At 37.7% G+C, this 20,362-nt stretch carries 20 protein-coding genes; 12 read left to right on the top strand and 8 right to left on the bottom strand.

What is annotated here, in order from left to right; genetic code table 11:
- Window positions 1-25 precede the first annotated feature (25 nt).
- On the bottom strand, window positions 26-640 hold the full coding sequence (gene ribE / locus AC6H0J_RS05655; protein WP_497513081.1) for a riboflavin synthase: 615 nt from the start codon (window positions 638-640) through the stop codon (window positions 26-28).
- A gap of 42 nt (window positions 641-682) precedes the next feature.
- On the opposite strand from ribE, the gene hmrM reads away from it, so the two are divergent.
- The 3 genes from hmrM to tyrS all read left to right on the top strand — a co-directional run bounded on the left by hmrM (window position 683) and on the right by tyrS (window position 4,188).
- Window positions 683-2,077, top strand: a complete 1,395-nt coding sequence (hmrM, locus tag AC6H0J_RS05660) for a sodium-coupled multidrug efflux MATE transporter HmrM (protein WP_046953483.1) — start codon at window positions 683-685, stop codon at window positions 2,075-2,077.
- Window positions 2,078-2,085: 8 nt separating this feature from the next.
- On the top strand, window positions 2,086-2,802 hold the full coding sequence (gene sfsA / locus AC6H0J_RS05665; RefSeq protein WP_046953482.1) for a DNA/RNA nuclease SfsA: 717 nt from the start codon (window positions 2,086-2,088) through the stop codon (window positions 2,800-2,802).
- A 198-nt stretch (window positions 2,803-3,000) separates the two neighbouring features.
- Window positions 3,001-4,188: a tyrosine--tRNA ligase gene (gene tyrS / locus AC6H0J_RS05670; protein WP_497513083.1), complete on the top strand. Its 1,188-nt coding sequence runs from the start codon at window positions 3,001-3,003 to the stop codon at window positions 4,186-4,188.
- Between the two features lie 82 nt (window positions 4,189-4,270).
- On the opposite strand, the gene AC6H0J_RS05675 is transcribed toward tyrS, so the two are convergent.
- The 7 genes from AC6H0J_RS05675 to AC6H0J_RS05705 all read right to left on the bottom strand — a co-directional run bounded on the left by AC6H0J_RS05675 (window position 4,271) and on the right by AC6H0J_RS05705 (window position 10,768).
- The gene (locus AC6H0J_RS05675; RefSeq protein WP_005641811.1) at window positions 4,271-5,218 is read right to left on the bottom strand and encodes a ribose-phosphate pyrophosphokinase; all 948 of its coding nucleotides are present in this window, start codon (window positions 5,216-5,218) and stop codon (window positions 4,271-4,273) included.
- Window position 5,219: 1 nt separating this feature from the next.
- Window positions 5,220-6,161, bottom strand: coding sequence for a 4-(cytidine 5'-diphospho)-2-C-methyl-D-erythritol kinase (gene ispE / locus AC6H0J_RS05680; protein ID WP_497513586.1), 942 nt, complete (start codon window positions 6,159-6,161; stop codon window positions 5,220-5,222).
- A gap of 11 nt (window positions 6,162-6,172) precedes the next feature.
- Complete coding sequence (gene lolB, locus AC6H0J_RS05685) at window positions 6,173-6,793, bottom strand: lipoprotein insertase outer membrane protein LolB (protein ID WP_497513085.1); 621 nt, start codon at window positions 6,791-6,793, stop codon at window positions 6,173-6,175.
- Window positions 6,794-6,864: 71 nt separating this feature from the next.
- Entirely contained in the window at window positions 6,865-8,115 is a 1,251-nt protein-coding gene (locus tag AC6H0J_RS05690) for a multifunctional CCA addition/repair protein (RefSeq protein WP_497513087.1), read from the bottom strand.
- Between the two features lie 6 nt (window positions 8,116-8,121).
- Window positions 8,122-8,733, bottom strand: coding sequence for a TIGR04211 family SH3 domain-containing protein (locus AC6H0J_RS05695; RefSeq protein WP_005625686.1), 612 nt, complete (start codon window positions 8,731-8,733; stop codon window positions 8,122-8,124).
- Window positions 8,734-8,800: 67 nt separating this feature from the next.
- Window positions 8,801-10,063, bottom strand: a complete 1,263-nt coding sequence (locus AC6H0J_RS05700; protein WP_497513089.1) for an inorganic phosphate transporter — start codon at window positions 10,061-10,063, stop codon at window positions 8,801-8,803.
- Window positions 10,064-10,087: 24 nt separating this feature from the next.
- Window positions 10,088-10,768 (bottom strand): TIGR00153 family protein, encoded by a 681-nt coding sequence (locus AC6H0J_RS05705; RefSeq protein WP_005638079.1) that lies wholly within the window; start codon window positions 10,766-10,768, stop codon window positions 10,088-10,090.
- A 189-nt stretch (window positions 10,769-10,957) separates the two neighbouring features.
- Between AC6H0J_RS05705 and AC6H0J_RS05710 the strand changes: the two genes are divergently transcribed.
- From AC6H0J_RS05710 to lolA, 9 genes are all read left to right on the top strand, one after another.
- Entirely contained in the window at window positions 10,958-11,413 is a 456-nt protein-coding gene (locus tag AC6H0J_RS05710; RefSeq protein WP_497513091.1) for an HvfX family Cu-binding RiPP maturation protein, read from the top strand.
- Between the two features lie 34 nt (window positions 11,414-11,447).
- The gene (hvfA, locus tag AC6H0J_RS05715; protein WP_497513093.1) at window positions 11,448-11,684 is read left to right on the top strand and encodes an oxazolone/thioamide-modified RiPP metallophore HvfA; all 237 of its coding nucleotides are present in this window, start codon (window positions 11,448-11,450) and stop codon (window positions 11,682-11,684) included.
- Between the two features lie 77 nt (window positions 11,685-11,761).
- The gene (locus AC6H0J_RS05720; protein WP_497513095.1) at window positions 11,762-12,682 is read left to right on the top strand and encodes an HvfB family MNIO-type RiPP peptide maturase; all 921 of its coding nucleotides are present in this window, start codon (window positions 11,762-11,764) and stop codon (window positions 12,680-12,682) included.
- Window positions 12,672-13,388: an HvfC family RiPP maturation protein gene (locus AC6H0J_RS05725; protein WP_497513097.1), complete on the top strand. Its 717-nt coding sequence runs from the start codon at window positions 12,672-12,674 to the stop codon at window positions 13,386-13,388. Before AC6H0J_RS05720 ends, AC6H0J_RS05725 begins: the two co-directional genes overlap by 11 nt.
- Window positions 13,389-13,786: 398 nt before the next feature.
- Entirely contained in the window at window positions 13,787-14,824 is a 1,038-nt protein-coding gene (locus AC6H0J_RS05730; protein ID WP_497513099.1) for a CYTH domain-containing protein, read from the top strand.
- Window positions 14,825-14,949: 125 nt separating this feature from the next.
- Window positions 14,950-16,326, top strand: a complete 1,377-nt coding sequence (gene radA, locus AC6H0J_RS05735) for a DNA repair protein RadA (protein WP_005644699.1) — start codon at window positions 14,950-14,952, stop codon at window positions 16,324-16,326.
- A gap of 122 nt (window positions 16,327-16,448) precedes the next feature.
- Window positions 16,449-16,928: a leucine-responsive transcriptional regulator Lrp gene (gene lrp / locus AC6H0J_RS05740; RefSeq protein WP_005633718.1), complete on the top strand. Its 480-nt coding sequence runs from the start codon at window positions 16,449-16,451 to the stop codon at window positions 16,926-16,928.
- Between the two features lies 1 nt (window position 16,929).
- Window positions 16,930-19,701, top strand: a complete 2,772-nt coding sequence (locus tag AC6H0J_RS05745; RefSeq protein WP_497513101.1) for a DNA translocase FtsK — start codon at window positions 16,930-16,932, stop codon at window positions 19,699-19,701.
- 17 nt (window positions 19,702-19,718) lie between these two features.
- A complete protein-coding gene (gene lolA / locus AC6H0J_RS05750) occupies window positions 19,719-20,336 on the top strand; it encodes an outer membrane lipoprotein periplasmic chaperone LolA (protein WP_497513103.1) in 618 nt (205 codons plus the stop codon).
- Window positions 20,337-20,362: the final 26 nt, after the last annotated feature.

The following is a 20,362-nucleotide window of genomic DNA, read 5'->3' on the forward strand; positions in this document are numbered from 1 at the left end:
TTAGCCGCTCTTTTATTTCAATAGACTATAAATTTCTCGCTTTTAGATAATTTTCCACTGTATCTACTATGGCTTGGGTTTGTGGATCGATTTCAATATTCACGATATCGCTCACTTTACGTTGCCCCATTAAGGTTCGTTGCAAAGTTTCAGGAATTAAATTCACGCAGAATTGCGTGCCTTTTACTTCGCCAATAGTCAGACTAATGCCATCTACCGCAACAAATCCTTTCGTTAAAATATATTTCATTACATCTGCGCTTGGCAGCTCAAACCAAATTTGTCGGTTATTTTCACTAGCGATAATGTTTGAAATTTTTGCCGTACAATATACATGGCCAGATAATAAATGTCCGCCGATTTCGGTTCCCATTTGCATGGCTCGTTCGATATTTACATTATCACCTACTTTCAACAAGCCAAGATTCGTAATTCTTAAGGTTTCTTGCATGAGATCAAAGCTAACGAGATCGCCGTTAATTTCAGTCACGGTTAAACATACACCGTTATTTGCCACCGATGCGCCAATTTCTAGGTCTTTACGCATTTCAGGTGGTAATTTTACCACTTGTGTTCTAAAATTAGCCTTTTCTGTAATTGAATGAATAGGCGCAGTGCCTTGTACAATTCCGGTAAACATATTTTCTCCTTTTCTAAAAATTTTTCTTAGTATATCAAATTTATGAATTTTCGTCTTTTATCCCAATATCACGCTGATATTAAAAAATTAATTAAAATTTCTTTACCCATTTTGTTAGCGCAAATCGCACAAAACTCAATGGGACTAGCGGATACCATTATGGCTGGTCGAGTGAGTTCTACTGATATGGCAGCGATTTCTGTCGGCGCATCTATTTGGATGCCATTGGTGCTTTTCGGTCAAGGTTTATTATTGGCGCTCCCACCGACTATTTCTTACCTAAACGGTTCAGGCCAACGCCATCGCATTGCCCATCAAGTTCGCCAAGGCATTTGGCTTGTGTTAGGCGTGAGTATTCCTTTAGGTTTGCTGATTTATTTCTGTGAAATCCCGCTGCAATATATGCAAATGGAAAGCAAAATGTCAGATTTAGCACGCGATTATTTACATGCGATGTTGTGGGGATTGCCTGCTTATTTGATGCTGATTAATTTTCGTTGTTTAAATGATGGAATTGCCAAAACCAAGCCTGCAATGGTCATTACCTTCTTAGGTTTACTGCTGAATATTCCGCTTAATTACATTTTTATTTATGGAAAATTTGGTATGCCTGCTTTTGGTGCGGTGGGCTGTGGTATTGCGACAGCCATTGTAAACTGGGCAATGTGCTTAATGATGATGTTTTATTCCTACACGAATACTCAAGAACGTTCGCTAAAAGTATTTAGCCAATTAATTGAAATGCCGAATCCGAGAACCCTAAAAAAATTATTGCGTTTAGGTTTACCGATTGCGATTGCACTTTGTTGTGAAGTGGCGTTATTTGCCCTCACTTCGCTAATGCTTTCTCCGCTGGGCTCAACTATTGTGGCGAGCCATCAAATTACATTGAATACCAGTTCTTTCATTTTTATGTTCCCCCTGTCAATTGGTATGGCAACAACGATTTTAGTCGGACAAGCATTAGGGGCTGGCTCACCACAAAATTCGAAAAAAATGAGCTATGCCGCATTATTGTTAGGGCTAACGGTGACAATCATTACCGCATTAATTACGATTTTCTTCCGTTATGAAATTGCCTCTATTTTCGTAACCGATGAAATTGTCATCGCCATGGCGGCAAATTTATTATTATTTGCTGCACTTTATCAATTTTCAGATACCGTTCAAATGGTAGTTGGTGGCATTTTACGGGGCTATAAAGATACCAAAGTCATTTTATATATTACCCTTTTCTCTTATTGGGTAATTGGTGTGCCACTTGGTTATACGCTCGGTCGTACAGATTGGCTTGTGCCACACATTGATGCGAAAGGTTTCTGGATTGCCTTTGTGGTCTCACTCACTTTCGCCGCAATCTTGCTTTCTTTGAGAATGAAAAAAATGCAAGCTATGAGCGATAACGCCATTTTACAACGTTTAGAAAAACTCAAATAAGGAACTTTATGCAACTTCCAGCTTTACAATCGGCAAAATTAATTCGTCGTTACAAACGCTTTCTTGCGGATATTGAACTACCAACTGGTGATGTGATGACAATCCATTGTGCCAATACAGGCGCGATGACTGGGTGCGGTGAAAAAGGTGATATAATTTGGTATTCACATTCCGATAGTCAAACCCGCAAATATCCTCATTCTTGGGAACTTACTCAACTTGAAAATGGGCAACTTTGCTGTATCAATACGCATCGTTCTAATCAGCTTGTCTTTGAAGCACTGCAAAATAAGCAAATCAAAGAATTAGCAATGTATGAGGAAATTTATCCTGAAGTGAAATACGGCGAAGAAAATAGCCGAATTGATTTCTTACTAAAAGGCGAAGGCTTACCCGATTGTTATGTGGAAGTGAAGTCCATCACCTTAGTGAAAGGAAATTTAGGCATGTTCCCCGATGCGGTTACTACGCGTGGGCAAAAACATGTCCGAGAATTACTGGCAATGAAAAAACAAGGTCATCGCGCAGTGGTACTATTTGCTGGGTTACATAATGGTTTTGATCGTTTCAAAATCGCAGAATATATCGATCCCGAATATGATCGCTTATTAAAAGAAGCAATGGAACAAGGCGTTGAAGCCTATGCTTATGCGGGTAAATTTGAAATTTCTAATGGAATTCCTACCGCACTTTCCTTAACAGAATCGGTGCCTTATATAAAATAATATTTTTTGAGAATTATTTTCATTTAATTATTGACAAGGTTATTGATAACAATTATCATCTAACTATTCCAACAACAATATTAGATAATCACTCCAACATTCCCGCCTATTTCCCCACAAATAGGCGTTTTTTTTATTCACAAATCGCCAAGAATCCCTATAATAAAACCTTTCAAAAAACATAATTAGGAAATAATAATGACTGACATTAATACCGTTCTCGCGGAACTAAAGCGCGGTACTGATGAAATCCTTTCAGAAGCGGATTTAATCGAAAAACTGAAAGAAAATCGCCCATTAAAAGTAAAATTAGGCGCCGATCCAACCGCACCAGATATTCATTTAGGGCATACTGTTGTATTAAATAAATTACGTCAATTTCAACAACTCGGTCATGAAGTCTATTTCTTAATTGGTGATTTCACTGGAATGGTGGGAGATCCATCGGGAAAAAACGCCACGCGTCCTCCACTCAGCCGTGAAGACGTATTGCGTAATGCTGAAACCTATAAAGAGCAAATTTATAAAATTCTCGATCCACAAAAAACTAAAATCGTCTTCAACTCTGAATGGTTAAGCAAACTTGGTACAGAAGGCATGATTCGTCTTGCAAGCAACTACACCGTTGCGCGTATGCTTGAACGTGACGACTTCAAAAAACGCTTTAGTAACAACCAACCCATTGCAATCCATGAATTTATTTATCCATTATTACAAGGTTATGATTCCGTTGCATTAGATGCAGATGTGGAACTAGGTGGTACAGACCAAAAATTCAACTTACTTGTTGGTCGTGAATTGCAAAAATCAGCAGGCAAAAAACCACAGGTTGCGATTACACTCCCGTTACTCGTTGGCTTAGACGGCGAGAAAAAAATGTCCAAATCACTTGGTAACTATATCGGCGTAACGGAAGCACCAAGCGACATGTTCGGTAAAGTGATGTCAATTTCTGATGAACTCATGTGGGATTGGTATAACCTTCTTTCATTCCGTCCATTAAGTGAAATTGCACAATTAAAATCAGAAGTAGAAAACGGCAAAAATCCACGTGATGTAAAAATCTTATTAGCAAAAGAATTAATTGCACGTTTCCACAATGAAGAGGCAGCAAACGCCGCAGAACAAGAATTTATTAATCGTTTCCAAAAAGGCGCGATGCCTGATGAAATGCCTGAATTTACGTTTTCTGGTGAAATTGGTTTAGCCACCTTATTAAAAGAAGCGGGACTTGTGCCTTCTACTTCAGAAGCAATTCGCTCTGCTCAACAAGGCGGTGTAAAAATCAATGGTGAAAAAGTCGATAACGTAAAAGACAATGCACCGAAAGGCACAAATGTTTACCAAGTGGGTAAACGAAAATTTGCTCGTGTAACGATTGAATAAAGTAGATAAGCCTAAATAAAGTAAATAAAAAAATACCGCACTTTGACAATAAAAGTGCGGTATTTTTTATTGAAATTTTAATTTAGTTAAACATCGCAGAAATAGATTCTTCGTTGCTAATTCGACGAATGGCTTCTGCCAGCATGGAAGAAAGCGTAAGCACGCGAACTTTACCGATAGCTTTCATTTCTTCTGATAATGGAATGGTGTCAGTAACAACAATCTCATCGATCGCATCGCTGGCTAAGTTTTTGGCTGCAGCGCCAGAGAAAACTGCGTGAGTTGCATAAGCAAAAACACGTTTCGCACCACGTTCTTTTAATGCTTCTGCCGCTTTACAAAGCGTACCGCCAGTATCAATCATATCATCTACTAAAATACAATCACGATCTGCAACATCACCGATAATATGCATCACTTGTGCTACGTTTGCGCGAGGGCGGCGTTTGTCAATGATAGCCATATCGGTATCGTTTAATAATTTCGCTACAGCACGAGCACGTACAACGCCACCAATATCTGGAGAAACAACAATTGGGTTTTCAAGATCAGATTTTTTCAAGATATCGTGAATTAAAACTGGAGAACCAAATACGTTGTCTACTGGAACATCGAAGAAACCTTGGATTTGTTCTGCGTGTAGGTCGCAGGTTAAGACACGGTCAATACCAACAGTTGAAAGTAAATCTGCTACAACTTTAGCAGTAATTGGCACACGAGCAGAACGAACACGACGATCTTGGCGAGCATAGCCGAAATAAGGAATCACGGCAGTAATACGACCAGCAGATGCTCGACGTAATGCATCTACCATCACAATCAATTCCATCAAGTTATCATTGGTTGGTGCACAAGTTGATTGGATGATAAATACATCCGCACCACGCACATTTTCATTGATTTGAACTTGAATTTCACCATCGCTGAAACGTGCGACCGTCGCATCGCCTAGTGAAATATATAAACGTTCAGAAATACGTTTTGCAAGTTCAGGTGTTGCATTACCCGCGAAGAGTTTAATGTCAGGCATTTTATAAAACCTCAGGTTTAGATTGTCGATGAGTATAAGTTGATGATAGCTGCTTCAACATTGCGTGCAAGGGAGAAACATTGAGTCCTTTCGCGACGAAACCAAAAAATTCTTTTGGTTTTTGTCTAAATACCGCTTGTGCCTCTGCCTCATGATCAAATTCAGCAAAAACACATGCTCCCGTTCCTGTTAATCTTGCCGGCGCATATTGTAGCAACCAGTTTAGCGCTTTTTCAACGTTTGAATAATGATTTATCACAACTTTTTCGCAATCGTTTACATAAGATTCGCTCAAAAGTTGTTCTAGGGATTTTTTCGGTGTATTACGTGGTAAATTTGGATCTTGAAATATCGCAGCTGTCAATATTGAATCATCGGGTTTTAATACAACAAACCATTTTTCGGCAGGTTCACAATAAGTGATTTTTTCCCCTACACCTTCAGCAAAAGCAGCATGTCCATGTACAAATATTGGCACATCAGCGCCTAGTGTTAATCCTAATTTTGCCAGTTCATCAATGGATAAATTGGCTTGCCATAAATAATTTAACGCGACCAATGCGGTTGCTGCATTGGATGAACCACCTCCAACACCGCCTCCCATTGGAAGAATTTTATCTAAATGAATATTTGCACCAAATTGAATATTGGCTTTTTCTTGTAAAAGTTTTGCAGCTCGATAAATTAGATTATCTTCCGTTTTTAGATTTGGAATTTCTGGGGTTAAAACAATTTGATTATCTTCTTCACGGATACTCATTTCTAACCAATCGCCGAAATCTAAAAATTGGAAAAGTGTTTGTAATTCATGATAGCCGTTCGGCAATTTTCCGTTGATATAAAGAAATAAATTCAGTTTGGCTGGACTAGGGAAGCGCAATGGCTTCCCATTTGATTGTGTTGTATTTTGAGAAAGTGCGGTAGAAAATTGATGTGATTTCATTAATGTATTCATTAGTAAATCCACTCATCCACGCGAATTTTTAGAGTTTGTTTCGTGCTGTCATTTTTTAGCAGAATATTTTCAGGCATCGAATTATTTGAGTGGTAGGTTAGATAATCTGCCGTCCATTGAGAACCATCCACATGATAAGTAAATGCGCCAAGTAAATGGTTGGTACCTACTTGATAATCCGCATTTATTGCCGGTTGGCCTTTCAACCAATAAGCTAAATTTTCTAATGGTACATCCATTCCAATGATCTCTTGTAATAATAGTTTGGCATCGGCTGCAGATTGTTGATTGCCGTTGTTATCGGAAATTGACATACCGCTTTGATGCATTTGAATCCAAAGGGTAGATTTACTGATTAAAGAATAGAGTTTAAGCGTATAAGATTTTGGATTTTGGTATTGCCATTCAAAGCGGCTAGAAAAACGTTCTGTTGGACTGATATAACCAATTTGTCCTTTAGCTTGATAGGATTGAATTTTTTGAATCTTTTGTAGATGCTGTTGCCATGTGGCATCAGTTTTATCGATATATTGCACGTTAACTGGACGTTCAGCATCCATTGTACAGGCAGTTAGTATGCTGGTTACAAAAAGTGCGGTGAGAAATTTAAACGTTTTCATATTATTCATCAAGTTAATAAGCTCGCGTATTTTAAGGATTTAGTTTAATTGAGTAAAGTTACTTTTATTTGTTAATTTTTGGGGTAATTTGCTTTTGTTTGTTTAACCGCTAAGATTCTTCGTTTCGTCAATTCATTTCTAATTTCTTGTTTCTCAAATCCATCAGCAATAACTTGCTGTACATCGACTTCATTTGCCGCTTGTAATAATTGATTGATGTAATCTATTTGTGGATAGTCTTTAGTTTCAAAACCTGTTCTACCTCGAGTATCAGCTAGACATACTCGTAGAAATTCTTGAAAGCGTTGTGGTTTTCTCCACACATCAAAACGATTAAACAGCGTTATGACGGTTTCAGCTCGAAGCTCAAAGGCTTTGTGAATATGCGTATGAAATTCACAAGTCAGTTCTGCAAGTTCTTGAAAATAACTTGGCACTTTCAAGCGTTTGCACAATGATCTAGTTGGTTTTATGCCAGCTTGTTCATGCCCATAATGATGAGGAAGAATATTTTGAGGTGTAAGAGCCTTGCCAAGATCATGACAAATTGCGGCAAAACGGACCGCACTTTTATTTAAGATAGGGTTATTTTCAGTCAAATTAACCGCTTGTTTTAATACCAACATGGTATGAATAAAACTATCTACTTCTGGATGATGTTTTACTGGATTTGGCACACCATAAAGGGCATCGATTTCAGGAAATAAAACTTTTAATGCGCCTGTTTTATGTAAAGTTTCAAAATAAATTTCAGGATTTTTTTCGTTTAAGGCTTTTTCTGTTTCTAGCCAAACGCGTTCCGCCGTGAGATGTTGTAATTCTCCCGATTGGGCAAGTTCCGCCATTAGGGATAGCGTTTCCGATGCGATTTTAAAACCGAGGGAATGATAACGGGCTGCAAAGCGTGCCACGCGCAATACTCGTAAAGGATCTTCTGAAAAAGCGGGAGAAATATGGCGCAAAATTCGATTTTCTAAATCTTGTTTTCCGCCATAAGGATCGATAATTTTACCCTCTTCGCTTTGAGCCATCGCGTTAATAGTGAGATCTCGTCGAATTAAATCTTGTTCTAATGTGATTGTTGGGGAGAAATCACAAATAAAGCCCGTGTAACCTGCGCTAGATTTACGTTCTGTTCGGGCAAGCGCATATTCTTCTTTTGTTTTAGGATTGAGAAAAACCGGAAAATCTTTGCCTACTTGTTGATAACCGAGAGAGAGTAGCGTAGCGGGGTCTGCGCCTACCACAATCCAATCACGATCTTTTACTGGTAACCCCAATAATTGATCGCGAACAGCCCCACCAACCAAATAAACTTTCATTCGTGATTATGCCCAACCATCACGACGGCGACGTTTTGGTAACACATAAGGAATGAGCAAGCCGAAGAGTAAGCCTACACCCAATACTGAACCGCCATAAATAAACCATTGAATCGCAATTTCTCGTTTACCTGCATCAAGCATCGCTTCTAAATCACGATTTTTATTTTTGGTCATTTCAAGTTCACGTTTCAATTGTGAATTTTGTTCTAAAAGATCCGCACTTTGTTGCTCTGCTTGTTTGGTTCGACGTTGCATTTCTACGGTACGTTGTTGCCAATCGCCATCTAAACGATTAAGTTTTAAGGTTAATTCTTGAACTTGGGCTTTTAATTTTGGATTTTCTTCTTTACTACTTGGCGTGCTGCTTAAGTCTGAGTTTAAAATCCAAGCTTCACGATTTTTATTGTCGCGAATGAGTGTGTATTTGCCTTGGCGATCTAATACATTCACCGCTTCGCCTGCTTGAATTGAACCTGCAATTTTAAATTGTTCACCAGCACCGCGGCGTAAGAACGTACTGAGATTTTCAGTAACATATTGCGTTTCTGCATGAGCAGTTGCAATACCTGTACCAAGTAAAGCGCAAGATAAAAGTGTATTGTAGATTTTTTTCATGCTTTCTCCTTAAAAATAAAAACAACAAAAGTGCGGCTGAATAAACCGCACTTTTTGTTGCAATAAATTAATTAAACACCGCACGTAGTAAATAGAAGATAATAATTGCGAAGAATGCGCCGGCTGGTAAAGTGATTATCCAAGAACTAATGATGTTTCGGATAACCGTTAAATTGAGTGCCGCGATACCGCGAGCAAAACCGATACCTAAAATTGCCCCAACAAGAGTTTGTGTTGTTGAGATCGGCAAGCCTGTACCTGAAGCAACTACAACGGTCATCGCAGTAGCAAATTGAGCTGCAAAGCCACGGCTTGGCGTTAAATCAGTGATTCCAGATCCAACAGTCGCCATCACTTTTTGTCCCATAGTAATTAAGCCTACAGCAATACCTAATGCACCTAGTGGTAAAATCCACCAAGTTAAGGCTCCGTCTGAAACAATTTTACCGCCTTGTTCAACGATTGATACAACCGCTGAAAGTGGACCAATTGCATTGGCTACATCATTTGAACCATGAGCGAAAGCCATCGCACAGGCTGTTAATAACATTAAAATACTGAAGACTTTTTCTACCGCACCAAAAGTCCCTTTGCTTGCAGATTGAGTGAAGGTTTTGCTTTTAAAATAGAAATGGAAAAACAGCATGCCTACAAGGCTAATGATAAGTGAAATGACTAAAGTTTCTTTATTGGAAAGATTTAAACCAACATGTTTTAAACCTTTTGTCATGGTTACGATACACAGCACAAATACGGTTATCCCCATGTAATAAGGGCCATATTTTTGTGCATTTTTCAGCGGATGTTCGGTATCAAAAATAAGTTTTTGCGTACTTGCAAAGATTGCATAGGCGAGAATACCTGCAATGACAGGTGTGATGAACCAGCTACCAACGATGCTACCAATATTTGACCAATCTACTGCGCCAGGGCCAATCGTAATACATGCAAATCCAATAATTGCACCGATGATAGTGTGAGTACCTGAAACTGGCCAGCCCATTTTGGTTGCGATAAATAACCAAGCGCCAGATGCAAATAAAGCAGAAAGCATACCCAGTGCCAAAATATCGGGCGTATCAACAAATTGCATTGGATCGATTACGCCACTTTTAATGGTTTCTGTTACTTCACCACCGGCTAGATATGCGCCAGCAGATTCAAAAATTAACGCGATAATAATTGCTTGTTTGGCTGTTACAGTACCAGATCCTACAGATGTTCCCATTGAGTTTGAAACATCATTGGCTCCGATACCGAAAGCCATAAAAAAGCCGAAGGCTGCTGTAATCCACACCAACCATGAACCATATTGACTAATAACTTCCATAGTTAATTTCCTATATTTTGTTGATTATGAACGCGCCAGCATTAATTCAATGCGTGAGCCAACACGTTGTGCTTGGTCAGCTAGCACGCCAACCCATTCAATAATTTTATATAAGAACATCACATCAATTGGGTTATAACGGCTTTCGATGGTGTAAAGCATTTTACGCAATTTGATCTGCATTTGATCAGTATCATCTTCAATGGCATCGAGTTCTTGAATCATATCGTTAACTAATTTTAGTTCACGGCCTTTAAAACCAGTTTCTAAAAGTTGATCCATTTCTTCGATTACTCGATGAGCTTGATGAATGGCATCTAAACTACGTTTTACGTAATGTAAGAATTCTTCCTGCATTTCTTCAGGAATACCAAATTGACGGCCAATCATACGACCTGCAATATCTTTAGCAAAATTTGCTAACTTATCTTGTTGCGTGACTAATTCTAAGAGATCAGTACGATCGATAGGTAAGAATAAACCACGTGGCAATTTCAAACGAATCTCACGTTTCAAGCTATCTGCTTCACGTTCACGCTGAGAGATTTCTAAGCGTTTTTCTTCCGCTTTTTCCCAATCCTTTGAGAAGGTGGTTTCAAAAAAAGGAATTAAAAGATCGCTACATTCAGTGACTTTTTCCGAATGCTTTTGTAATGGTTTTAAAGGCGAATGGGCAAATAATCCGAGAATATTATTCATTGCCATAAGTGATTTACTCCATAAGGGGTTAAAAATTCGTGCGCATATTACCCGATTTTTGTTGATATTTAAAATTTTTCAAAAAAATTTGTAAGAAAAAAGGTTTATCTCCGACTAATAGAATAACTGGGAAATATTTCCTAGCATAATGAACTAAATAATTTCATAAAATAGATAATCAACAAGAGGAAAAAGATGAAAGATTGTAAGATACAAAGTATCAGCAGCGGCGTGAGTTTATTGATTTTACGCTTTTTTCTTGCATGGGAGTTTTTAGAGGCAGGGTTAGAAAAATGGAATGGCCAAAATTGGTTTACTGAAATACAAGATCGTTTTCCTTTTCCGTTTAATCTTATTCCTGCTGATATTAATTGGCACGTTGCAATGGGGTCGGAATTAATTCTCCCTTTCTTGCTAATATTCGGGGTATTAACTCGTTTTAGTGCATTAGGTTTAACGATTTTAATCTCTGTCGCGTGGTATAGTATTCACGCTGATTCAGGTTATAACGTTTGTGATAACGGTTATAAATTACCTTTAATTTATGTGGTAACTTTATTAATCTTAATTACGCAGGGAGCAGGGAAACTCTCTTTAGACACGCTTATTAAGAAGGTTTATCCAACTAAAGGCTGGTTAAAATTCCTCTAACTATATATTCAATATCAAACTCTAGGAGATTCAAATGAAAAAATTATCCACTTTAGCCGCATTAGCAGGAGCATTAACGATGACAGTAGCTACTGTTGCACATGCTGAGTCAAAATCAAGCAGTATGGATAAAGCTGCAACACCTTGTGTAGGTGATAAATGTGTGAAAACAAAAGCTGCAGAAGGTAAATGCGGAGAAGGCAAATGTGGTGCAAACGAAACGAAAGCCGCAGAAGGTAAATGTGGTGAAGGTAAATGCGGCTCTAAATAATCGTATTTAAATCTAGATGCCATACATAACACTGGTGTAAATTTACGCCAGTGTTGTATTAAAAGGAGTAAATAATTATGTTACAAGGTGCAGGATTAGGGTATCGTCGAGATTTAGCAAATGATTTTTTGAATTTATCATCAAATAATGCGATTCAGTTTATGGAAGTTGCTCCAGAAAATTGGGTAAAAATGGGGGGAGCTGCTCGTTATAAATTTGATCAGGCAGCGGAAAGATATCCACTTGCGGTACATGGACTATCACTTTCATTAGGCGGGCAAGCACCACTTGATCGCGAGTTATTAAAAAATACTAAAGCATTAATGACTCAATATAATTCGACATTTTTTTCTGAACATTTGAGTTATTGTGAATGTGAAGGGCATTTATATGATTTATTACCTATGCCATTTACAGAAGAAGCTGTAAAACACGTAGCACAGAGAATCCGCTATGTGCAAGATTTTTTAGGATTACAAATTTCATTAGAAAACACCTCTTATTATTTACACTCTCCCACCAGCACAATGAATGAAGTAGAATTTTTAAATGCTATTGCACAAGAAGCGGATTGTGGTATTCATTTAGATGTAAATAATATTTATGTAAATGGCGTCAATCATGGTTTACTTGATCCTTATGTTTTTTTAGATCAAGTAGATGTGAAACGTGTCAATTACATTCATATTGCAGGACATGATGAAGAACATTCTGCGGCACAAGTTGTGGAGGATTTAGAAGGAGAATCATTTAATAAAATAAAAGGGGCATATCGCTATTTACCAGAGTTATTAATTGATACGCATGGTGAGGCAGTAAAAGGTACTGTGTGGGATTTATTAGAATACGCCTATCAACGACTACCCGTCATTCCGCCAACATTATTAGAGCGTGATTTCAATTTCCCTCCATTTGCAGAACTTTATGCTGAAGTTGAACATATTGCACAACTACAGCAAAAATATGCTCAAAAAGAGGTAATATCCCATGCAGCCTAAACCTTCGCTTATTGAAACACAAAAAGCACTTGCCACAGCAGTTCGATTGGCTCATGCTCAACCTTTAAATGGTTATGCTCCGAATCGCATCGCTGTTTATGCTCGCTTAGTTCGAAATAACATCTTTGGCTTTATTGACCGCTGTTTTGTTGAAGCACCTAAACACGTTTCTGCTGAGAGTTGGTCTCAGACAAAAGAAGCGTTTGTATTAACAGGAAAATCACATTCGCCTTATTTTCAAGATATTGCTGGAGAATTTCTCTTATTTTGTCAAGAAAAAGAGAGTTTTGATGCCAATATACTGGAATTGATGGATTTTGAAAATACACAATTACTTGCAGAAGTTTCTTTAGCAAAAGTACCTGAAAAATTTGAGTGGGATAAGCATAGCGTAATGCAGTTATCTGATGCAGCTTATTTAAAAAGCTATGAAGTCGATTTTTTATCAAGCGATTTTAAACAATTTGATGAAAACCCTATGCAAGCTGTTATATGGCGGGATAGCGATTTTAATATTCTGCAACAACGCTTATCTGAACTTGACTTTTGGCTATTAAGTTATATACAAGAACAACCTTCGTCTTTAGAAGAGGTATTATCTGCCTTAAATACTGTAGTTGAAGATAGCACCCCCTTAATTCCATTATTGGAAAACACTTGGGTTAATTGGATTAATGCTGAAGTGCTTTATCCGAAAGAGGGATAAATTTTGTATAGAAAAACTAACAAAATGTTAGATAGGTGAAAAAGATGACTTTTTCACCTAATTTTTTCTTGGTTAGTATTTTCCATATATTATCCAAATCTTTTTAATATAGATTTGAGAACAGTTCGAATCATATTCTCCGCTAAAATGAAATCTTTCAGTTATAAATCTAAACATTTGATTTACAATTTATTCAATTTCATATAATGAAAATTTGTCACATAATTTTTGAATAACCTTTCATTTATAATTTCCTATATTTTAATTATAGGAAAATACTTCACAATAAATAAAAATTCATTTATAGCTATTTAATATGTAAAGTAAAACACCACAAAAATCTTGATTTATTTCTATTGTATTGTATATTCAAACAGTTAATTTGAGTAAGGAATATTATGCTACAAGAAATTGAATTAAAATTGGCGATTTCGCCACAAATCAGTATTGAATTGCCACAATATCTTGCAAAATTTACGATTTTAGATCATCAAGATTTATTTTTGAGCAATACTTATTATGACTATCCTGATCATTTTCTTGCTAAACAAAAGATGGGATTACGTATTCGTCAAGAAGATCAGGAACTTACATTAACGCTAAAAACCAACGGCGAAGTTGTTGGTGGATTGCATAGTCGCCCAGAATATAATTTATCATTAACCGAAAAAGAAACGCCAACTAATGCCCAATTAAGAGAGCTTTATCCTTTTAAACAATTACCTAGTTCAACACTACAACCTATTTTCTCCACAGATTTTAACCGCACTTTTTGGTTAGTTGAATTTCAACAATCTAAAATTGAAGTGGCGTTCGATCAAGGCAAAATTATTGCAGGCGAATCTGAGCAACCTATTTGTGAAATTGAGTTTGAATTGAAATCTGGCAATGTGCAGGATCTTTTTGATTTTGTGGAAACTTTGCCTTTCGAAAGAGATATTTATTTTAGTAGTGCAAGTAAAGCGAAGCGGGGTTATTTGCTGGGTTCAAAACAATTTTTAACAGATTGGTTAAATAAATGGCGTGATTTCTTAAAAGAAGAACGAGAAGAAAGAGCGGTAGATTTTTGTGCAAAATTTAATACGGTGCTTAAAATGGAACAGAAACTTTTGGAAGAAACCTTATCCTTTTCTCCCGCACTTTTTAGCCAAGATTTTATGAAAACAGTGGAGCGAGTAGGGGCATTTTTTAATCTTTATCATTATTATGATGAAAATGGAAAAATCCTAGAAGCGGTGGCAATAGAGAAACAAAAAGAAACGCTATTACCAGCTTTGTTAGAAAGCAATCAAACAATCTTTGCTGAAATCCGTGATTTAATTCGTTTTCATAGTGAAACGAAAGACAATGAAAAAACTATTGCAAAATTGACCGCACTTTTGAAAAGTCGAGTTTATTTTGAGCGAATGATCAAATTAATGAGATTCTCGGCATAATGCGAATCAACAGTGCAAATAGGTAAGCTATACTTCTAGGCATTATGTAAGCTTGCACTGAATAATATAATGATATTTAGCCGTAGGTATATGAATACTCGGTTAAAGGATGAGAAGGATAAAAAATGGCTAAAGCCCCGAAAACAGCTTATGTATGTAACGATTGTGGTGCGGAGTTTTCTCGTTGGCAAGGGCAATGTTCGGCTTGTAAAGCGTGGAATACAATCACGGAAGTGCGGTTAATTTCCACAGCAAAATCAAAAAACGATCGTTTTAGTGGCTATGCGGGTGAAACTCAGGCAAAAATTCAAACGCTCTCTGAAATTAGTTTGCAAGAAACGCCTCGTTTTTCCAGTGGCTTTAATGAGTTAGATCGCGTACTGGGCGGCGGGATTGTGCCGGGTAGTGCGATTTTAATTGGTGGACATCCTGGTGCAGGGAAAAGTACCTTGTTATTACAAGTCATGTGCGGTTTAGCGAAAAACATGACCGCACTTTATGTAACGGGCGAGGAATCGTTACAACAGGTTGCGATGCGTGCAAGTCGATTGGGATTGCCAAACGATCAATTAAAAATGTTGTCAGAAACCTCTGTGGAACAGATTTGTAATTTAGCGGATCAATTAAAACCGCAAATTATAGTGGTGGATTCGATCCAAGTAATGCATTTGGCAGATATTCAATCATCACCAGGAAGTGTAGCGCAAGTGCGTGAATGCGCTTCTTTTCTCACTCGTTATGCGAAAACCCGACAAGTTGCCATTATTATGGTGGGGCATGTAACGAAAGACGGTACCCTTGCTGGGCCGAAAGTGTTAGAGCATGCGATTGACTGTTCATTACTATTAGAAGGCGAAGCCGATTCTCGCTATCGTACTTTGCGTAGCCATAAAAACCGTTTTGGTGCGGTGAATGAATTAGGCGTATTTGGTATGACCGAGCAAGGCTTGCGAGAAGTAAAAAATCCATCGGCGATCTTTTTAAGTCGTGGGGATGAAATTACATCGGGCAGTTCAGTTATGGTTCTTTGGGAAGGAACACGCCCTCTTTTAGTTGAAATTCAGGCTCTAGTGGATCATTCAATGTTAGCGAATCCTCGTCGTGTTGCGGTGGGATTAGAGCAAAATCGCTTAGCACTATTACTGGCAGTGTTACATCGACATGGTGGCTTACAAATGGCTGATCAAGATGTCTTTGTAAATGTCGTTGGTGGTGTAAAAGTGAGTGAAACAAGTGCGGATTTGGCTTTGTTGCTTGCATTAATTTCTAGTTTCCGTAATCGCCCTTTGCCACAAGATTTAGTGATTTTTGGTGAGGTGGGATTAGCTGGAGAAATTCGTCCTGTGCCAAGTGGGCAAGAGCGTATTAGTGAAGCGGCAAAGCATGGCTTTAAACGTGCGATTGTTCCTTTTGGTAACAAGCCGAAAAGTGCGGTTGAAAATATGCAAGTTTTTACGGTGAAGAAACTTTCCGATGCGTTAGCCGTGTTGGATAATTTCTAAATAATTCCATTAGAGATAATTAATAGCTTCAATGGAAATAAATTATCTAATTCTGTTGTACTGAAAACATTAGCAAAATTTGTTAAAATAAACATACTTTTTATTCAAAGAAAAATAAGAAAATGGAAAAAAAACTGAATAAAGCGCTGGATGCGATTGATATAAAAATTCTTAATGAATTACAACGCAACGGTAAAATTTCTAATATTGATTTGTCGAAAAAAGTAGGACTTTCACCCACGCCTTGTTTAGAACGTGTTAAACGTTTAGAAAAACAAGGCGTAATTATGGGATATCGCGCGTTGTTGAATCCTGAATTATTGGAAGCACCTTTGCTTGTGATCGTGGAAATTACGTTAGTTCGTGGAAAACCTGATGTATTTGAGGAATTTAATGCTGCGATTCAAGAGTTGGAAGAAATTCAAGAATGCCATTTGGTATCGGGCGATTTTGACTATTTATTAAAAACTCGTGTTGCTGACATGGCTGAATACCGAAAATTGCTGGGGACGACATTATTGCGTTTACCTGGTGTAAATGACACTCGCACTTATGTTGTGATGGAAGAAGTAAAACAAACTAATTTCCTTGTATTGAAATAATATGATTAAACAAATAACAGAACGATTTACGCCCAGACAGTATTTAGCTGAACTTTTGCTTGGATTGACCGCACTTTTCGGGCTTTATTTAATTGTTGCTTGGTCAAGTTATACTCCGCTTGATAATTCTTGGGCAACGGCTGGTTCGCATGGTGAAACAATTAATAAAGTCGGCGCATTTGGTGCGTGGATTATTGATCTTTCTTTTGTTTTCTTAGGTTATGTTGCCCACGTAATTCCTTTTACCGCTTTTTTTGTACCTGTCTATTTATTGAAAACAAAAGCAGTTAAAAACCTTTCCTGTACTCGAATTATTTTACGTGGTTTTGGCTTTACCATGTTGATTATTGGGCTTTGTGTGATGAGTATGTTGCTTTTGCAAAGCAATGCCTTTTATTTAAGTGGGGGAGTTGTGGGCGGTTCACTTGTTGTAAATTGGCTTTATCCAGCATTAGGTAAATTCGGATCGGTTTTAATTGGTTTCACATTTGCTTTAATCGGTTTTATTTTTTGCTCTGGAGCCTCATTGATTCGATTGATTGTAGCCTTTTATCATTGGTTGACAATGAAAAATGAGCAGGAAGAACGTGTTGAGCAAGAAAAATCAACGGGAGAATTAGAGCAAATCGTGATTGTAAAATCAGATAGTTCAGAAACAGAAAATCTAGATCAAAATAATCTTAATGTAGAACAAAATAGTGAGATTGAAACTCAAAAATCGTCTTTAGAGCCTGAAGACAACTCTGTTGAGCATCCTTCGCATTTAATTAATATTCATGGTTTAAATCCAGAGGTTTCTATTAAATCAGAATATGAAGTTTCTCCTGAAGAGAGTGTAAAACCTCAGTTTTCTCTTGAGTTTGAATCGGAAAGCTTGCCTAGTGTGAATTTATCGAGCGACGCACATGGACAAACAGTAAGTAAAAATGATTTTGTGCCAGTGTGGAATAAACCGATAAAGCCTGCTGTTCAGGATGATGTATCAATGAATCAAAGTGCGGATGATTTTACTAAGGTTTCCTTGCTTACAAATGATGAAATGCCAACAGTTTCATTAAGACCCAGTCATGAATCTTTGAATACTGAAATGGCGGATAATAATTTTGATGTTCAAGCTGATGAAAAAGTCCGTTTGGGTGATGATGAACTAAAATTTAACGTATCCTTACAGGATGATATAAGGGATGTTCAATTAGACAAAAATCAAGAGGAATCACCTAATTATAAAGGTTATAGTGGCAGCTTGATTCATCCTGCATTCCAACAACAAACAACTAAACGTGAAAAGCCTAGTACGCCGTTGCCAAGTTTAGAGTTATTATCAAAACATCCTGCAGTGGAACAAAATATTACGCAAGAAGAAGTTTTTGAAACGTCTCAACGTATTGAACAACAATTACGTAATTTTAATGTGAAAGCGACTGTAAAAGATGTGCTTGTTGGCCCTGTTGTTACTCGCTATGAATTAGAATTACAACCTGGGGTGAAAGCGTCAAAAGTAACGAGTATTGATACTGATTTGGCGCGTGCATTAATGTTCCGTTCAATTCGTGTGGCAGAGGCTATTCCTGGCAAGCCTTATATTGGTATTGAAACACCTAATCTTCATCGTCAAATGGTGCCATTACGTGATGTGTTAGATAGCAGCGAATTCCGTGATACTCATGCTACTTTGCCAATGGCTTTAGGTAAAGATATTAGCGGAAAGGCAGTGATTGTTGATTTAGCGAAAATGCCACATTTGTTGGTAGCAGGCTCAACGGGATCGGGTAAGTCTGTTGGCGTGAATACGATGATCTTAAGTTTACTTTATCGTGTTCAACCAGAAGATGTGAAATTCATCATGATCGATCCTAAAGTCGTTGAACTTTCAGTTTATAATGATATTCCGCACTTGTTGACTCCAGTTGTAACAGATATGAAAAAAGCCGCTAATGCGTTGCGTTGGTGTGTAGATGAAATGGAACGCCGTTACCAGTTGCTTTCTGCGCTACGTGTACGCAATATTGAAGGCTTTAACGAAAAAATCGATGAATACGAAGCAATGGGAATGCCAGTGCCAAATCCAATTTGGCGACCTGGCGATACAATGGATGCAATGCCACCGGCATTGAAAAAATTGAGTTATATTGTGGTTATTGTCGATGAGTTTGCTGATTTAATGATGGTAGCGGGTAAGCAAATTGAAGAACTCATTGCTCGTTTAGCACAAAAAGCGCGAGCTATCGGTATCCATTTAATTCTAGCCACACAACGTCCTTCTGTAGATGTGATTACAGGTTTAATTAAAGCGAATATCCCAAGTCGGATTGCCTTTACGGTTGCAAGTAAAATTGACTCACGCACTATTCTTGATCAAGGTGGGGCAGAGGCGCTTTTAGGTCGTGGTGATATGCTTTATTCGGGGCAAGGCTCATCGGATTTGGTGCGTGTTCATGGTGCCTTTATGAGTGATGATGAAGTTATTCGTATTGCGGATGATTGGCGCGCACGTGGTAAACCGGATTATATTGATGGAATTTTAGAAAGTGCAGACGATGAGGAAAGTTCAGAAAAAGGAATATCAAGCAGTGGAGAACTAGATCCACTCTTTGATGAAGTAATGGATTTTGTTATTAATACCGGTACAACCTCAGTATCTTCTATTCAACGTAAATTCAGCGTAGGTTTTAACCGAGCTGCTCGTATTATGGATCAAATGGAAGAACAAGGGATTGTAAGTCCAATGCAAAATGGTAAGCGTGAGATTTTGTCGCGTCGTCCGGAATACTAATTTAAAAGGAAAGTAAAATGAAAAAAATAACGTTAAAATTTGCCGCACTTGCCTTACTTGGCTTGAGTAATTTGGCATTGGCTGATGCGGCAGGTGAATTGCAAATGCGTTTAGCCAAAGTCGATGTGTTAAGCGCTGAATTTGTGCAAACAGTGACATCTGGAAGTGGCAAAAATGTTCAACAGGGAAGTGGCAAACTTCAAATTAAACGTCCAAATTTATTCCGTATGGATACTAAAACTCCTCAAGAAACCCAGATTATTTCTGATGGTAAAACCTTATGGTTCTACGATCCATTTGTGCAACAAGTAACAGCACAATGGGTGAAAGATGCGGTAAATAATACACCTTTCGTCTTGCTCACAAGTAACGATAAAAGCCATTGGGATCAATATTCGGTCATGCAACAAGTGGATACTTTCGTATTGAAACCCAAATCTTCAAAAAGTAATATCAAACAATTTGATATTCGCGTTGATACCAATGGCGTATTAAGAAATTTCAGTACGACAGAGAAAGATGGGCAAACTAATCTTTATGTTTTACGTAATATTACGAATCAAACCTTGTCTGATAGCTTGTTCCAATTCAAGCTAGAAAAAGGCGTTGAAGTGGATGACCAACGTAAAAAATAACAAATGATTATTTTAAATAAGGGCGT

This window comes from Haemophilus sp. THUN1691 (assembly GCF_059704425.1).

What these genes read in the sequence shown, in the direction of transcription:
- ribE (WP_497513081.1), bottom strand. Translation starts at nt 640, where the DNA reads ATGTTTACCGGAATTGTACAAGGCACTGCGCCTATTCATTCAATTACA.
- hmrM (WP_046953483.1), top strand. Translation starts at nt 683, where the DNA reads ATGAATTTTCGTCTTTTATCCCAATATCACGCTGATATTAAAAAATTA.
- sfsA (WP_046953482.1), top strand. Translation starts at nt 2,086, where the DNA reads ATGCAACTTCCAGCTTTACAATCGGCAAAATTAATTCGTCGTTACAAA.
- tyrS (WP_497513083.1), top strand. Translation starts at nt 3,001, where the DNA reads ATGACTGACATTAATACCGTTCTCGCGGAACTAAAGCGCGGTACTGAT.
- AC6H0J_RS05675 (WP_005641811.1), bottom strand. Translation starts at nt 5,218, where the DNA reads ATGCCTGACATTAAACTCTTCGCGGGTAATGCAACACCTGAACTTGCA.
- ispE (WP_497513586.1), bottom strand. Translation starts at nt 6,161, where the DNA reads ATGAAATCACATCAATTTTCTACCGCACTTTCTCAAAATACAACACAA.
- lolB (WP_497513085.1), bottom strand. Translation starts at nt 6,793, where the DNA reads ATGAAAACGTTTAAATTTCTCACCGCACTTTTTGTAACCAGCATACTA.
- AC6H0J_RS05690 (WP_497513087.1), bottom strand. Translation starts at nt 8,115, where the DNA reads ATGAAAGTTTATTTGGTTGGTGGGGCTGTTCGCGATCAATTATTGGGG.
- AC6H0J_RS05695 (WP_005625686.1), bottom strand. Translation starts at nt 8,733, where the DNA reads ATGAAAAAAATCTACAATACACTTTTATCTTGCGCTTTACTTGGTACA.
- AC6H0J_RS05700 (WP_497513089.1), bottom strand. Translation starts at nt 10,063, where the DNA reads ATGGAAGTTATTAGTCAATATGGTTCATGGTTGGTGTGGATTACAGCA.
- AC6H0J_RS05705 (WP_005638079.1), bottom strand. Translation starts at nt 10,768, where the DNA reads ATGGCAATGAATAATATTCTCGGATTATTTGCCCATTCGCCTTTAAAA.
- AC6H0J_RS05710 (WP_497513091.1), top strand. Translation starts at nt 10,958, where the DNA reads ATGAAAGATTGTAAGATACAAAGTATCAGCAGCGGCGTGAGTTTATTG.
- hvfA (WP_497513093.1), top strand. Translation starts at nt 11,448, where the DNA reads ATGAAAAAATTATCCACTTTAGCCGCATTAGCAGGAGCATTAACGATG.
- AC6H0J_RS05720 (WP_497513095.1), top strand. Translation starts at nt 11,762, where the DNA reads ATGTTACAAGGTGCAGGATTAGGGTATCGTCGAGATTTAGCAAATGAT.
- AC6H0J_RS05725 (WP_497513097.1), top strand. Translation starts at nt 12,672, where the DNA reads ATGCAGCCTAAACCTTCGCTTATTGAAACACAAAAAGCACTTGCCACA.
- AC6H0J_RS05730 (WP_497513099.1), top strand. Translation starts at nt 13,787, where the DNA reads ATGCTACAAGAAATTGAATTAAAATTGGCGATTTCGCCACAAATCAGT.
- radA (WP_005644699.1), top strand. Translation starts at nt 14,950, where the DNA reads ATGGCTAAAGCCCCGAAAACAGCTTATGTATGTAACGATTGTGGTGCG.
- lrp (WP_005633718.1), top strand. Translation starts at nt 16,449, where the DNA reads ATGGAAAAAAAACTGAATAAAGCGCTGGATGCGATTGATATAAAAATT.
- AC6H0J_RS05745 (WP_497513101.1), top strand. Translation starts at nt 16,930, where the DNA reads ATGATTAAACAAATAACAGAACGATTTACGCCCAGACAGTATTTAGCT.
- lolA (WP_497513103.1), top strand. Translation starts at nt 19,719, where the DNA reads ATGAAAAAAATAACGTTAAAATTTGCCGCACTTGCCTTACTTGGCTTG.